Annotated in this window: 14 protein-coding genes; 6 read left to right on the top strand and 8 right to left on the bottom strand. The window is 38.9% G+C overall.

The genetic code is table 11. From position 1 onward, the window contains the following. Window positions 1-15: 15 nt before the first annotated feature. From DUT68_RS08495 to carA, 3 genes are all read right to left on the bottom strand, one after another. The gene (locus tag DUT68_RS08495) at window positions 16-1,107 is read right to left on the bottom strand and encodes an ABC transporter permease (protein WP_113637481.1); all 1,092 of its coding nucleotides are present in this window, start codon (window positions 1,105-1,107) and stop codon (window positions 16-18) included. 53 nt (window positions 1,108-1,160) lie between these two features. Further along, a complete protein-coding gene (locus DUT68_RS08490) occupies window positions 1,161-1,925 on the bottom strand; it encodes an ABC transporter ATP-binding protein (RefSeq protein ID WP_113637480.1) in 765 nt (254 codons plus the stop codon). 400 nt (window positions 1,926-2,325) lie between these two features. Next, a complete protein-coding gene (carA, locus tag DUT68_RS08485; protein ID WP_113637478.1) occupies window positions 2,326-3,438 on the bottom strand; it encodes a glutamine-hydrolyzing carbamoyl-phosphate synthase small subunit in 1,113 nt (370 codons plus the stop codon). Between the two features lie 476 nt (window positions 3,439-3,914). Between carA and panB the strand changes: the two genes are divergently transcribed. After that, on the top strand, window positions 3,915-4,730 hold the full coding sequence (panB, locus tag DUT68_RS08480) for a 3-methyl-2-oxobutanoate hydroxymethyltransferase (RefSeq protein ID WP_113637476.1): 816 nt from the start codon (window positions 3,915-3,917) through the stop codon (window positions 4,728-4,730). 187 nt (window positions 4,731-4,917) lie between these two features. Next, window positions 4,918-5,604 carry an RluA family pseudouridine synthase gene (locus DUT68_RS08475; RefSeq protein WP_113637474.1) on the top strand — a complete coding sequence of 229 codons (687 nt, stop codon included), beginning with the start codon at window positions 4,918-4,920 and terminating at the stop codon, window positions 5,602-5,604. 11 nt (window positions 5,605-5,615) lie between these two features. Here the strand turns inward: DUT68_RS08475 and DUT68_RS08470 are convergent, their stop codons facing one another. The 3 genes from DUT68_RS08470 to DUT68_RS08460 are packed head-to-tail and all read right to left on the bottom strand — an operon-like array spanning window position 5,616 to window position 7,268. After that, window positions 5,616-6,074, bottom strand: a complete 459-nt coding sequence (locus tag DUT68_RS08470; RefSeq protein ID WP_157960809.1) for a hypothetical protein — start codon at window positions 6,072-6,074, stop codon at window positions 5,616-5,618. 54 nt (window positions 6,075-6,128) lie between these two features. Then, entirely contained in the window at window positions 6,129-6,869 is a 741-nt protein-coding gene (locus DUT68_RS08465) for an SDR family NAD(P)-dependent oxidoreductase (RefSeq protein ID WP_113637471.1), read from the bottom strand. A gap of 51 nt (window positions 6,870-6,920) precedes the next feature. Further along, window positions 6,921-7,268: a hypothetical protein gene (locus DUT68_RS08460; protein WP_113637469.1), complete on the bottom strand. Its 348-nt coding sequence runs from the start codon at window positions 7,266-7,268 to the stop codon at window positions 6,921-6,923. Between the two features lie 467 nt (window positions 7,269-7,735). Between DUT68_RS08460 and eno the strand changes: the two genes are divergently transcribed. The 3 genes from eno to DUT68_RS08445 all read left to right on the top strand — a co-directional run bounded on the left by eno (window position 7,736) and on the right by DUT68_RS08445 (window position 10,088). Beyond that, the gene (gene eno / locus DUT68_RS08455) at window positions 7,736-9,031 is read left to right on the top strand and encodes a phosphopyruvate hydratase (RefSeq protein WP_113637467.1); all 1,296 of its coding nucleotides are present in this window, start codon (window positions 7,736-7,738) and stop codon (window positions 9,029-9,031) included. 190 nt (window positions 9,032-9,221) lie between these two features. Beyond that, window positions 9,222-9,521 carry an FtsB family cell division protein gene (locus tag DUT68_RS08450; RefSeq protein WP_113637610.1) on the top strand — a complete coding sequence of 100 codons (300 nt, stop codon included), beginning with the start codon at window positions 9,222-9,224 and terminating at the stop codon, window positions 9,519-9,521. 66 nt (window positions 9,522-9,587) lie between these two features. After that, the gene (locus DUT68_RS08445) at window positions 9,588-10,088 is read left to right on the top strand and encodes a hypothetical protein (protein ID WP_113637466.1); all 501 of its coding nucleotides are present in this window, start codon (window positions 9,588-9,590) and stop codon (window positions 10,086-10,088) included. On the opposite strand, the gene DUT68_RS08440 is transcribed toward DUT68_RS08445, so the two are convergent. Continuing rightward, window positions 10,085-10,696: a trimeric intracellular cation channel family protein gene (locus DUT68_RS08440; RefSeq protein WP_113637464.1), complete on the bottom strand. Its 612-nt coding sequence runs from the start codon at window positions 10,694-10,696 to the stop codon at window positions 10,085-10,087. The two genes, DUT68_RS08445 and DUT68_RS08440, sit on opposite strands and share 4 nt — an antisense overlap. Beyond that, window positions 10,696-12,780, bottom strand: a complete 2,085-nt coding sequence (locus DUT68_RS08435; RefSeq protein WP_113637463.1) for a hypothetical protein — start codon at window positions 12,778-12,780, stop codon at window positions 10,696-10,698. Before DUT68_RS08435 ends, DUT68_RS08440 begins: the two co-directional genes overlap by 1 nt. A gap of 123 nt (window positions 12,781-12,903) precedes the next feature. Between DUT68_RS08435 and DUT68_RS08430 the strand changes: the two genes are divergently transcribed. Continuing rightward, window positions 12,904-13,638: a L,D-transpeptidase family protein gene (locus DUT68_RS08430; protein ID WP_113637461.1), complete on the top strand. Its 735-nt coding sequence runs from the start codon at window positions 12,904-12,906 to the stop codon at window positions 13,636-13,638. The last annotated feature ends 834 nt before the right edge of the window (window positions 13,639-14,472 follow it).

The raw sequence follows: 14,472 nt of genomic DNA, 5'->3' as shown, positions 1-14,472 counted from the left end.
GCGCTTCTAATCAAACTACTCCCATTTAAATGTTTTTACTGCCACGGCATAGATGCCAACACCCCAAACCAACATGATCAGGATTTGCTGCTTTACATCCCATAAACCTGCGCCTTCGAAAGCCACCTTACGCATGGCATCGTTCAAATAAGTTAAAGGCAAGGCCCTGCTAATAGGCTGCAACCAACTTGGAAAGGCATTAATGGAGAAAAACGTGCCTGAAAGCAGAAACTGAGGCAAGGTAATGATATTGGAAATTGGCGGAATGGTACTTTCGCTTTTGGCTAAACCAGAAACCACAAACCCAAAACCCATGAATACCACTACACCTATGAGCGCTAAAACCAGCATGTTAATTACGGTGACAGCCCCATTGATTAATGTAAAATTAAAGGCAAAATGACCAATAATGATAATAAACAAAGCGCCTAACAAAGCAAAACCTATGCGAGCAATAGCTTCGCCAAGCACAATACTGGAACGCCTTACAGGTGTAGCGAAAAAACGTTTGATGACTAAGTTTTGTCGCAGGGCGAAGAAAATAAATGCGGTACCAAAAACACCGGTACTAAGCAACGAAAATCCGAGCTGGCCTGGCAAAATAAAATCGATGGTGCGGTACTCCCTGCCTGTAACGGTTGTAGCACGAACTTCGGTTACGGTTGGTTTTTGGTTTACGGTATTGAGCTTCCCTACCACATCATTCAAAACTGATTTTAATACATTGCCGTTAGTTAGCGATGCCGAGGTGTATTTCACGTTGGTGTAATAGGCCGGTAATCCGTTTGGATTTTTTTCGATGCTAATTACCGCATCATAAGCTCCTTTTTCTAAGCTTTTATCAATATTTTGTTGCGTATCGTTTTTGGTTAAACGCACCACTCCGGTTTTTTCAAGCGCTGCAATGATAGGATTTTGCAAATCAGAACCCGGCAGCACAGCCACATCAAGCTTTACTCCGCCTCCGCCAATAAAGCCGAAAACAACGATAAAGATTAATGGAAAAGCAAGGGTAAAGATTACCGCGGAAGGGCTTCGGGTAATTGACCTGAAACTTGCCTTTGCTAGCGCCAAAGTGGCTTTGGTATGATTGTAAGTTTTTGACATTGCTTATGTGTTTGGCTTGACTTTTTACTTTTAACTTTCTACTCTTAACTTAATTACTCTCTCCACTCTTTGCCTGTTAGGTTGATGAACACATCTTCCAGGTTGGCTGCTTTCACTTCTTTTTTACGCTCAAATCCACTTGCAATCAAATTATCTATCAATTGATCTGGTGTATCTAAAGCGATGATTTTTCCGGCTTCCACAAAAGCTACCCTATCACATAGCTGTTCGGCTTCGTCCATATAGTGCGTGGTGATGACAACCGTAGTACCATTATTTCTGATTTCAGTAATTAAGTCCCACAAATTACGGCGAGCTTGGGGATCAAGGCCTGTTGTAGGTTCATCCAAAAAAATAATTTTTGGCGAATTAATTAGTGTAGTTGCAATAGAAAAGCGTTGTTTTTGTCCGCCAGACAGCTCTTTATACTTCGCTTTTGCCTTGTCCTGCAAATTTACTTTAGCCAGCATTTCAATTGGTGATACATCTACGCCGTACAAGCCAGAAAATAGCTTCAACAATTCCAGCAGATTGAGGTTGGGGTAATAACCTGCAGCCTGCAACTGCACCCCAATAATTTGTTTGATGGCGTTAGCATCTGTTTCTACATTTAAACCATTTACCAAAACCTGTCCGCTTGTTTTGCTGCGCAGGGTTTCAATAATTTCGAGAGTTGTGGTTTTTCCGGCGCCATTTGGACCAAGCAGGCCAAATATTTCATTTTCGTAAACATCAAACGATAAGCCCTGAACGGCCTTAAAATCGCCATAGTGTTTAACTAAATTTTGTACGCTAATGATTGCTTTTCTATCTGTCATTTGATATAAATGTAAGAAGCTTTAAAAGAATTGTAAACGCTTTTAGGATAAATGGAATAATTATGAAGATGAAATGATGAATGGGGCGGATGGATGTTTGGTTGGTTAGTTGTTTGGATTTTTGGATTTTTGGTTAATTGGTTAATCGTTCAATTGATGACCGGCTACCAATTAATTACTAACCCCTGACCACTGATACCTGACTACTAATATCTAATCCCTAGCCACTAATACCTGACCCCTGATTCCTGACCCCTGATACCTGACCCCTAATACCTAATCCCTAATACCTACTCTAACTAAAAAGGATGCCTGCCTACACAAACATCCTTAATTTATTCGCTATAAAGCCAAGTTCAACTTTTGAATTTTGACTTTTGAATTTTTAATTTTTACTTAACTACCAAACTAAATCACCTTTAATCATGCTGATGAAATCATCAAAAAGATAACGTGAATCGTGTGGACCAGGTGAGCTTTCTGGGTGATACTGAACCGAAAAGGCCTTTTTACCTTTCACACGGATACCTTCGATAGAATCATCGTTTAAGTTAACGTGGGTAATTTCAACTTTATCAGATTTCTTAACCTCTTCCGGAATAACACCAAAGCCGTGGTTTTGCGAAGTTACCTCGCAGTGGTTTTTAATGATATTTTTAACTGGGTGGTTCAATCCGCGGTGACCGTTGAACATTTTCATGGTTCCAATACCATTTGCTTCTGCCAACAGTTGGTGGCCTAAACAAATACCGAACAATGGCTTATCAGCTTCCAATACCGCTTTTACAGTTTCAATAGCATAAGGCATAGCCGATGGATCACCAGGGCCGTTAGAGATAAAGTAACCATCAGCACCCCAAGCATTCATTTCCTCAAACGTAGTTTTAGCAGGGAATACTTTGATATAAAGTTCCCTATCGTCAAAATTGCGAAGGATATTCTTTTTAATTCCTAAGTCTAATGCTGCAACTTTAATTGGTGCTTCTGGATTGCCGTAGTAATATGGCTCTTTAGTAGAAACCACCGACGATAATTCTAAACCATCCATTGGCGGCACTTCTTCTAATTTCTTTCTTAACTGCTGCAAATCTGTAATTTCCGACGAGATGATGGCATTCATTGCTCCCTTATTACGGATGTGACGCACCAAAGCACGTGTATCGATATCGCAAATACCTACGATGTTTTCATTTTGGAAGTTATCCTGAATTGATTCGGTAGCTTCTTTTCTTGAATAATTAACATTGTAATTTTTGCAAACCAAGCCGGCAATTTTAATCCCACCGGATTCTATTTCGTCGCGGTGCATACCATAGTTACCAATATGAGCATTGGTAGTCACCATAATTTGTCCGAAATAAGAAGGATCCGTAAAAACCTCCTGATAACCAGTCATACCTGTGTTGAAACAAATTTCACCAGTAGTAGTTCCTATTTTTCCAGCAGCCTTGCCGTAAAAAACGGTGCCATCGGCCAATAACAAAATAGCTGGTAACTTAGTGTAGTTAGTCATTTAAATTACAATAAAAATTGGGGATGAAAAATGATATAAAACAATGGGAGTTTTTAACGGGAAAACCGCTTTTAAAGGATGTTAAAACCGTATGATTGAACTCTCTCATTTCGGAGTACAAAGATAGGTGTTTAAAACCGTTATTTTTAAGATTTTTTAAAAAAAATGGATTGTTGGTTGATTGGTTATTTGGTTGTTTAGTTTTTTAGTTGTTTGGTGATTGGTCCATTTGTCATTGGTTCATTAGTTCATTGGTCATTGGTCATTGGTTCATTGGTTCATTTGTTATAGTCACTGGATATTGGTTATTAATCACTACCAATCAATAGCTCCTAATCCCTAACCACTAATACCTAACAACTGATCCCTGTCAACTGATCCCTGTCAACTGACCCCTGACCACTAATACCTAATCCCTACCAACTGCCCACTTTTAAAAAATAAACCCTAATTTTGTGCACACCAAAACACAAAGCATGTCGGTTAACAAAGAAATTAAGCGTATCACCACACACACGCTGCAAGAAATGAAGCAACGCAACGAAAAAATTGCCATGCTAACAGCCTATGATTATTCTATGGCTACCATTTTGGATGATGCAGGTCTTGATGTGCTGTTAGTGGGCGATTCGGCCTCTAATGTAATGGCTGGACACGAAACTACCCTACCCATCACTTTAGATCAAATGATTTACCATGCACAATCTGTAGTACGTGGCGCTAGCAGAGCTTTTGTAGTGGTAGATTTGCCTTTTGGCTCCTATCAGGGCAATTCAAAAGAGGCATTAAACTCTGCCATCCGTATCATGAAAGAAAGCGGTGCCCACGGCGTTAAGCTGGAAGGTGGCGTTGAAATTGTTGAGTCTATCCAGCGCATTATCACTGCTGGCATACCGGTAATGGGGCATTTGGGCTTAACTCCGCAGTCAATTTATAAGTTTGGAACTTATACTGTTAGGGCAAAAGATGAAGCAGAGGCTAATAAACTTAAAACAGATATTTTGGCCTTGCAGGAAGCGGGTTGTTTTGCGGTAGTATTGGAAAAAATCCCAGCTAAATTGGCCAAAGAAGTTACCGAAAGTTTAGCTATCCCAACCATTGGCATTGGCGCTGGCCCCAATTGCGATGGACAGGTGCTCGTAGTAAACGACATGATTGGACTTACCAAAGGCTTTAAACCGCGTTTTTTACGCCAGTATTTAGATTTATACGAAGGCATTAAAGGCGCAGCACAATCATACATTGCCGATGTAAAGGCAAATGATTTCCCTAACGAAAAAGAACAATATTAATGTAGCAAGGATAATTTCTGGAAAGCAATTTCAGTGCTAATCGGATAAATCAGTCCCGCTTTTTGTTTCTCCCGATGAAAAATCGGGATCCACTACAATCGGGTTTAGCTTACAAAAGCCATTGCAAAAAAATAAAAACACCAACTTCCAATTTTACATTTTAACGATCTAAACCATTAACAGAGCCATGGCCATTACCGAAGCTGACGTACTTTACGAAGACAACCACCTTATTGCTATCAACAAGAGAGCGGGCGATGTGGTACAAGTTGACGAAACTGGAGACATGCCTTTGGATGAAATGGTGAGGGAGTTTTTGGCAAAAAAATACAATAAATCTGGTGCTGCATTTTTAGGTGTGCCCCACCGTCTTGATCGCCCAGTAAGCGGACTCATCCTATTTGCTAAAACCAGTAAGGCTTTAGATCGAATGAACGCCATTTTCAAAAACAGGGAAATCAAGAAAACATATTTTGCTGTAGTAAGAAAAAAACCTGCCAAGCCTCAGGGCAAGCTTATCAATTGGCTCATCAAAGACCCTAAGAAGAATGTAGTAAAATCTTACGATTACGAAGCAAAAGGAAGCCAGTATTGCGAACTAGATTATCAGGTACTTACTGAACTAGACGGCTACTATTTGCTTAGGGTAAACCCGTTAACTGGGCGCTCCCACCAAATTAGGGTACAGCTATCTACCATGGGCTGCCCAATTGTAGGCGATAATAAGTATGGCTATCCCCGCGGCAGCAAAAAAGGAAGCATTTGCCTACATGCCCGCCAGCTGGAGTTTATACACCCCGTTAAAAAAGAGCCTGTAAAAATCTTTGCCAAACTACCTAAAGATGGCTTTTGGGAGAAATTTGAAAAATACTAGTTAAACTTTGGCTATTTACAAGCCACTTTTTGAAACACTACCGACTTACCAAAGCTCAATTTTGAAAGATCTTTGAATTGAACTTTGCCATTCATGTCAGCAACATCTCCTGTACCTTCTAAAAGTTGGTCGCCTTTTTTCAAAAATGCTACCTGACGCACAGATTGCTGTCCCTCAGAATTAAAAGTATAAGAAGCTAACAAAGTATCTCCATGCATTTCACCTTCTATTGTACCAATGTTTTTATCCTTCTCAAACCATTTGTACTCAAGCTCTCCAGTTGATACTTTTCCTGTGGTAAGCAAGGTCAACATCGCTGTATCCTTACCTTTTATGTACGAATAACAATCTTGCGCTGTTTTAGCGCCAGCCATGCTCCTATCCGAATTTTGCTTTTCGCCTGTAACTCTGGTTTTTTGTCTGCAAGCCATTAATGATAAAAACAGCACCACAATACAAAGTGTTCTCATATAAATTCTATTTAGCTGATTCATAGAACAGTCAAATAGAAAAAATGTTTTCGATTAATTTTTACCCGCTACACGTAGTATAGCACCCGAAACCAAACTGTCGTCGTGATCCATCCGCCATATTTCTTGCCCCACGGTTGTTGCATCATTTAACCCGCCATCTTCCTTCAGCGATACAAAGCGTTTTAAATCTTTAAAGTCGGCTTCATCAGTACTCCTAATTTGAGTTTGCATATCGGTATCAACCACACCTGGCGCTATGGCCAACACTTTAACGCCTCCATCCATTTCCATTTGCTCCAGGGCAATAGTTTGCGACAACATGTTTAAAGCTGCTTTGCTACTGCAATAAGCCGACCATCCAAAATATGGCTTAAGCGCTGCACCCGATGTGATATTGATAATGGTTTTAGCACAGCTCCAATTTTTAGTGAGGTTGATAAACGAAGAACAGCAAATAAATGGCGCTACAAGGTTGAGAGAAAAAGTGGCACTTATCGTAGTAGTATCTACATTTTCCAGCCTGGCAATTTGTCCCAAAGTACCTGCGTTATTAATCAAAGTAATTTTTTCAGGGGCAGTATTACCCATTTGAGCAAAAATACTTTGAAAAGTATCAGCAATTTGATCAACTTGTGTCAAATCAAATTCAATCTGGGTAACACCTAATTTTGTTAGCTCCACATTTGCTGATCTCGCTATCGAGTAAACTGAAAATCCGTCAGCAAGATAGGCGCCTATTATCCCTTTACCAATTCCCTTACTACCCCCAGTAATGATCAAAATCTTTTTCATCTGTGCTATTTTCCTTCAAATATAGCACTTCAAATATCAACAGATCATTTATTAAGTTCCCTTCAACAACAACACATCATCATTGGCATCAATCAAATAGCCATATTCGTAGCAACAAATATATACTTTGCCTTCATCGGTTAAATGATAGTGTGTATGGTAATCAAAATCAAAGCCTTTTTTGACTAAGATTTCTCGTTTCACTTTATCAAGGCCATTATTAGACTCTTCCCGTAAGGTTTTCCTGTTTTTATTAAGGATTTGATTTATTTTCCTTACAAACTCACTATCTTCACTCTTGAGTTTGTTATTATAATTATTTCTGCACTGATCGTCACAGAATTTTTTATCTGTACGCCCTTTCAATTCGGCATGACAGTCTAAGCAAAATCGATTCATAGGTTTTTATCGGCTTATACCGTCTTAAAACTACAAAAAAATCATGTATTGGAGACAAATTATTGCCTTTACTCGTAAATAAGCGTTTATAAATGGTTATTATACGAGTACCAAACCCTATAATGCTGACATTTGTAGGACAATCATCGATAGCAAAGAAAAAATCTCCCGAAAAAGAAACTATATACCAAAAAATAAAAACACTACCAATTACCTATGATCGAAGCAGCTGCAATATTAGCAGTTGCTTTTTTTTTTGCAATATACTTTTCCCCAACCCTGCTGTCGGCGCAAAACATTGATAAAAAATATAGCATCTAACATATTTTAAAGTAAGCTGTTAACAGCATCTATACAAAAAAAGATGATTTGATTATTTAAGTTTGATAAAATATTTTAACTTTGAAAAAACCCTACTAATTGTATTTTTTACACTAAGGGTATTTCTAATTCAAAACAAATATAAAATGAGTTTAATTATTGATGTCCATGCAAGACAAATCCTCGATTCGAGAGGAAATCCAACAATTGAGGTAGAAGTGATGACTGAAAACGGCTTTATGGGCCGTGCAGCTGTTCCATCTGGAGCTAGTACTGGTCAGTACGAGGCTGTTGAATTACGTGACGGCGACAAGAAGACCTACTTAGGTAAGGGTGTTTTAAAAGCGGTTGAAAACGTAAATACTAAAATTGCACAAGCCTTGCAAGGTGTTGATGTTTTTGAACAGAATTTAATTGATCAATTAATGATTGACCTAGATGGTACCGAGAACAAAGGTAACCTAGGCGCAAATGCTATTTTGGGTGTTTCTTTAGCTGTTGCTAAAGCTGCCGCAAAAGAAAGCAGACAACCATTATACCGTTACATTGGCGGCGTAAACGCAAATACATTGCCTATCCCAATGATGAACATCATCAACGGAGGCTCTCACTCTGATGCCCCTATCGCATTTCAAGAATTTATGATTATGCCTGTTGGAGCACCTTCTTTTTCCGAAGCATTACGTTGGGGTACAGAAGTTTTCCATAATTTAAAAGCTATTTTACACGATAGAGGCTTATCAACTGCAGTAGGCGACGAAGGTGGTTTTGCACCAACTTTTGATGGCACTGAAGATGCAATTGAAACCGTACTTAAAGCCATTGAAAAAGCAGGTTACAAACCAGGTTCAGAAATTTGCTTGGCATTAGACTGCGCTTCTTCGGAGTTTTACAAAGATGGAAAATACGACTATACTAAATTTGAAGGCGCTACAGGTGTAGTTCGTTCTAGCGAAGAACAAGCTCAATATTTGGCGGATTTAACTGTAAAATATCCAATCATTTCTATTGAGGATGGTATGGACGAAAATGACTGGGATGGCTGGAAAAGCTTAACCGACAAAGTTGGAGATCGCGTTCAGTTGGTAGGTGATGATTTATTTGTAACTAACGTTAAGCGTTTACAACAAGGTATCGATACCCATACTGCAAACTCAATTTTAGTGAAAGTAAACCAAATTGGTTCATTAACTGAAACGATTAACGCGGTAAGTTTAGCGCAAACCAACGGTTATACATCGGTAATGAGCCACCGCTCAGGTGAAACTGAAGATACTACCATTGCTGATTTAGCTGTGGCATTAAATTGTGGTCAAATTAAAACTGGTTCGGCTTCACGTTCAGACAGGATTGCAAAATACAACCAATTGCTTCGTATTGAAGAGGAATTGGGTGATGCTGCAAAATTCATCGGCAAAAACTTCAAGTTTGCTAAAAAATAATAGCAACCTTTTGCTTGTAAATTAGCTTACTTAAGCTCAACCTGCCATGCAGCGTGTTAACAAGTGAATAAATACATTTGCAAAACATCCGAAGATTTAAAAACTTCGGATGTTTTTATTTTTACCCAATAACGCAGTAACATTAGATATACTTGCTGATTTTGATTTTTTAATTTTTACTTTTGAGTTAATGAAGCGATTATTAGATCTTTTCCGGAACAAATATTTTATAGCCATTGCTGCATTTAGCGTTTGGATGATGTTTTTTGATAAAAATGACATTATTGCCCAGTACGAATACAGTGTGCAGGTTAAAAAGTTGCAGCAGGAAAAAGATTTTTATGAGAAGGAAACTGCTTTAGTAAAAAAGGACCTGAAAGAGTTGGACAGTAACATGACTAGCGCAGAGAAGTTTGCCCGCGAAAAGTACTTCATGAAAAAGGAAAATGAAGATGTTTTCGTTATTGTAAAAGAAAATACAGAAAAATAGGTTTAGTATTACCACGCTGAGAAAACAAAATCGAGCTTTGTTATCCATAATGCAAAAAAACATTTCATGAGGAACCTCACTCTTGTCTTATTTGTAATCCTTTCATTTAAAGCGGTAGTTACTACAGGACAAGAACTTCCTAACCTAAAAGGTTTAAAATTAAATAGGCGTGCCGATTTCAAAAATGCGGAAAATACAGTAGCTAAAGTGACAGAGTATCTTTTCCAAACACCTATAGATACCAAAAACAAAGCAAGAAATGAAGCTGGTAAGTTTTTGGTAGACTGGATGAATGGAACGCCTGACCATGTATTTTATTTGGAAGAAAAAGAAACTTCTTACTTTAACTCCAACTCGGATTTGTTACTGATGTATATGGCGGCGTTAGCCAAGTTTTCCCTTGCACAACCTTTGGCAAAAGAGAAACAACAACAGGCTTTGGGAGCAATGAATTTAACACTCCCCTATCTTTACCAACACAGCGACAAAAAAACTTGGAGCAAAGAGCTTTGGCAGCTGTACGATGCTTCCAAAAATGGCAAGCTGAAAGAATTTCTTTATCCTTAGTACCCAAACCTTGGCAAGGTGAGCTTGTAGCGCACTACAATAATTCGCAACGTTACGATAAAAGTAATTACAATCACTTTAGCGATATCAGCCTTAAGCTCCATAGCCAAAAGGCCAAAGTAAAGTGCACCGCCGGCAATACAAGCAGTAGCATAAATCTCTTTCCTAAATATGAGGGGTATGGTATTAAGCAGCGTATCTCTGATAATACCACCAAAACAACCTGTGATGGTACCTAAAGCTACACAAATACCAGGTTCCAAGCCAAATACAATTCCCTTTTGTACACCAACTAAAGTAAACAGGCCTAAACCAAGGGAATCAAAAAGAAACAACGTAACCTTGAACTTTTTAATTTGATGTTTGAAAAACAGCGTAAGAATCGAGGTAACAAGAATCAATAAACAATAATTGACATCACGCATCCAAGCCACTGGAGTATCGCCTAATAACAAATCCCTAACGGTACCACCTCCAATAGATGTTACAAACGCAATAATTAGTACACCAAAAGGATCCAAGCGCTTTTGCACAGCTGCAAAAGTTCCCGAAATAGCAAAGGAAATAGTTCCTAGCACCTCAATAACTTCAGTGGTATTAAAATTCATCAGGCTTCGCCATTACGTTTTCTAAAAAACCATTCGATACTTAACAATGCCATAATGACGGCAAAAATCCATTTGAAGTTAATGATTTCCTCAAATCTCCTGTCTTCGTAACTAATGGTTTTAACTTGTCCGCTTTTTTCCAAGTCATCAACAATATTTAGCAATTGTGCAGGCAAATACATTTTACCATTGGTTTGCTGCGCCATTGTATTTAAAAGCTGATGATTTGCAGTAGTTTGTTGGTACTCGGTAATGATGGCGTTTACGTAAAATGCACCGTTAGCCGTGTATTTTTTATCGCCCAAGTTGGTTGATGCCACATAAGTATAGTTCCCTTGCGGTAAAGCTCCTGCATCCAATTGGTAAGCATTTCCGAATTTAGAAAACGTGAAATTATAGGTTTTACCCTGCTCGTTTTTAACCTGTACTTTAACTTCCGGCGTGTTCACCGCCTCGTAAGCATCATTGTACAACGTTGCATTAAGCACTACATTTTCGTTCTCCTCAAAAGTATTTTTATTGGCATAAACCTTAAACTTTCTTTTATCATCCTTAACGGATAAATATTGTACTGTTTTCGCAATTAACTCCGCTAACAAGGGGTAGCTATTTTCATTTTTCGCTTCCTCTAACTTCCATTTCCAAATGCCCTCACCTAATAAAAATCCAATTTTCGTCCCGCCATCTTCGGCAAAAAACAACAACGGACTTTCGGTATTTACTTTACCTATACGCTGGTTAAGCACTGACGTGTAATTTCCTTTAATCATCAAATTGGCAAAAGGCACTAGCAGGGGATCATAGGTTTCCAGCTGTTTCAAAGCTTCAGCATTTAGGCCGTAGGCTGTAAAATTGTTTTCGTAGTAAGGAAAAACTTCCTGCAAACTGCCGTTTGGCCTAGCAAAATTTAATTGAGTTTGTGTTTGATTTAGGCGCTGAATGTTGGTTTGGGCACCTACCACGAACCACATTGCTATTTTCTGCTGTTTTGCTTTGTTAATTAGCGAAGCAGCTGAATAATATACTGCAGGGAGCTGATAAAGGATCACTAAGCTATATTTGGAAAGCTCAACCTTCTCCAGTTCATCGGCTATTGCGGTGCTTACCTCGTAATGTTTATTCAGTTCAATAGCCTGTTTAAAGGTAGCTAAATCGGGGTGTGGACCAGCGGCTGCAAGTAACACTTTTTGCTTGCCATCAATTACCTCAACAAAAATGGTTTGACTATTATTTTTGGTGGTGATTTCATTTTTAACTTCAGAAACGCTCACCGTATAACGATGAATGCCCACCTTATTGGCTTTCAGCTTTACCTGAACATCTTTCACAAAACTATTGTTATTGATTTGGATGGATTGCTCCGTTAATTGCTTCCCGCTTTCAGCAACTGATAGTCTGATTTGCTCGCCCTTACTTTCAAAAGCTTGCACCTGTACATCGAAAGTAAAATCATTATCCAGGTACACGATGTTGTTGTAATTCACATTGGCTACCAAAACATCTCTTTTCGGAATGGTATCACCAAGTGCAATGGTATAAACTGGTGCTTTAATTTTGTTGAGGTCATATAACGGGTTTCCACCACGGTTAAAAATGCCATCCGTTGCCATAATTACAGCACCCACATTTCTATTCAACAGCTGGTCATTCAGTTGATCCACTAGCGCAGCTCCATTGGTCAGTTGATCTGTACCAGAAAATGCCAAGCCTTCTTTAATGCTATCACCAAAGCTGTAAGTTTTTACTTCGTATTTTTCGCCCAGCTGCTCAGCAAGTTGCTTTAAATCCTGCTGATATTTTTTAGCATCAAAGCCTGTTGGGGTAATATTTTTAACAGAAATGGAATTATCATTAGCGATGATGATGATAGGCTTTTCAGGGGTGTGCGTTACCCTTCGAACCAAAGGCGCAAACAACAAAAAAGCCAAAATAGCAACGGCCAATGCTCTAAATACGGCTAGTGCACTTCGTACCGTTTTTACTAGATTTTTGTTAGTGCCATATAACAACCAAGCATAGCCGATGCCTAATGCTAGGCAGGCAATAAAAATCAGCAAGGTGGCAAACGAGATAAAGTTGGTCATACGCTAATTGTAAAGATGCTACATTTAAGTTGAAAGTGAAAAGTAAAAATTGAAAAGAGCAATGTGCATAGCCATATGGAAGGATTTGGAAACAAATTGTAACTTGCGGATAAAACAATCTTTATGAAATTTCTATTTGCAGCGTTGATGATTTTTATGAGTATTTCTACCAAAGCACAACAGCCATTTAAACTCCAACAGTTACAGTTTGAACGTGTTAAATTGGCTTATGATTTAAAGTGGACAAGCTTACAGAAAGAGTTGCAGCAGGCAGGTTTTAAGGAAAACTTTGAGCTGTTAATCACGGCCTATAAAGCAGAGGGAAAGCTAGAGATATGGATAAAAAATAAGGACAAACAGAAGTTCAGTTTATTTAAAACCTACGATTTTTGTGCTCACTCTGGTAAACTTGGACCTAAAGTGATAGAGGGTGATTTACAAACGCCAGAAGGTTTCTACAAGATCAATGTTTTTAACCCCATGAGCAGCTACCATTTGTCTTTAGGGGTTGATTACCCGAATGAAGTTGATAAAGTTAGAACAGGAAAGGATCGTAAAACCGGTGGAGACATCTATATTCACGGAGATTGCGTGACGGTTGGCTGTATTCCGCTAACTGATGATAAGATTAGAGAGGTTTACGTTTTGGCGGTGGAAGCTAAAAATAGCGGTCAGTTAGAGATTCCTGTGTATATTTTTCCGTTTAGGATGACTAAAGTGAATTTTGAAAGCTATGCTAAAGAGTATCCGCAACATATTGCTTTTTGGAACACCTTGCAGCCGGGGTTTCATTATTTTGAGAAGAATAAAAAAATGGCGAGGGTTATGCAGGCTGGCGGGAAGTATCTGATAAAGTAGTTATTAAACGTCGTTTGCGAACAGCAAATTTTCTATGCGTTTCGTCATGCTGTCCCGAATGTTCGGGATCAGCATCAGCTCCATCAGTAGCTTTTCTCGCTCTTCCAGATTTGCAATCTGGAAGCCGCATCCAAGGATTTGTAATCCTTTATGGAAAATGTCAACGTGGATTACAAATCCACTGATAGGACTTCGCGATTACAAATCACGAAGAGCAAAGAAGAATAAAAAAATGGCGAAAGTTATGCAGGCTGGCGGGAAGTAATTGACAAAGTAGTTATTAAACGTCGTTTGCAAGGCACCGCCTGCTCCGATAGTTGGGAGAAGAAATATTAAAGTGCTAGTAGGATTGCTTACAAGAGTTGTGGGATTGCTTCGTACCTCGCAATGACGAACTGCTCTTCCACAGCGCTCTTCCAGATTTGCAATCTGGAAGCCGTATCCAAGGATTTATAATCCTTTATGGAAGAATGGCAACGTGGATTAAAAATCCACCGATAGGACTTCGCGATTACAAATCAAGAAGAGCAAAGAAGAATAAAAAAATGGCGAAGGTTATGCAGGCTGGCGGTTAGTAATTGATAAAGTAGTTATTAAACGTCGTTTGCAAGGCACCGCCTGCTCCGATAGTTGGGAGAAGAAATATTAAAGTGCTAGTAGGATTGCTTACAAGAGTTGTGGGATTGCTTCGTACCTCGCAATGACGAACTGCTCTTCCACAGCGCTCTTCCAGATTTGCAATCTGGAAGCCGTATCCAAGGATTTATAATCCTTTATGGAAGAATGGCAACGTGGATTAAAAATCCACCGATAGGACTTCGCGATTACAAATCA

Source organism: Pedobacter zeaxanthinifaciens (genome assembly GCF_003313335.1).
Classification (GTDB): domain Bacteria; phylum Bacteroidota; class Bacteroidia; order Sphingobacteriales; family Sphingobacteriaceae; genus Pedobacter; species Pedobacter zeaxanthinifaciens.
The sequence above is the reverse complement of the archived record's forward strand: the minus strand, read 5'-3'. Positions and strand labels throughout refer to the sequence as shown.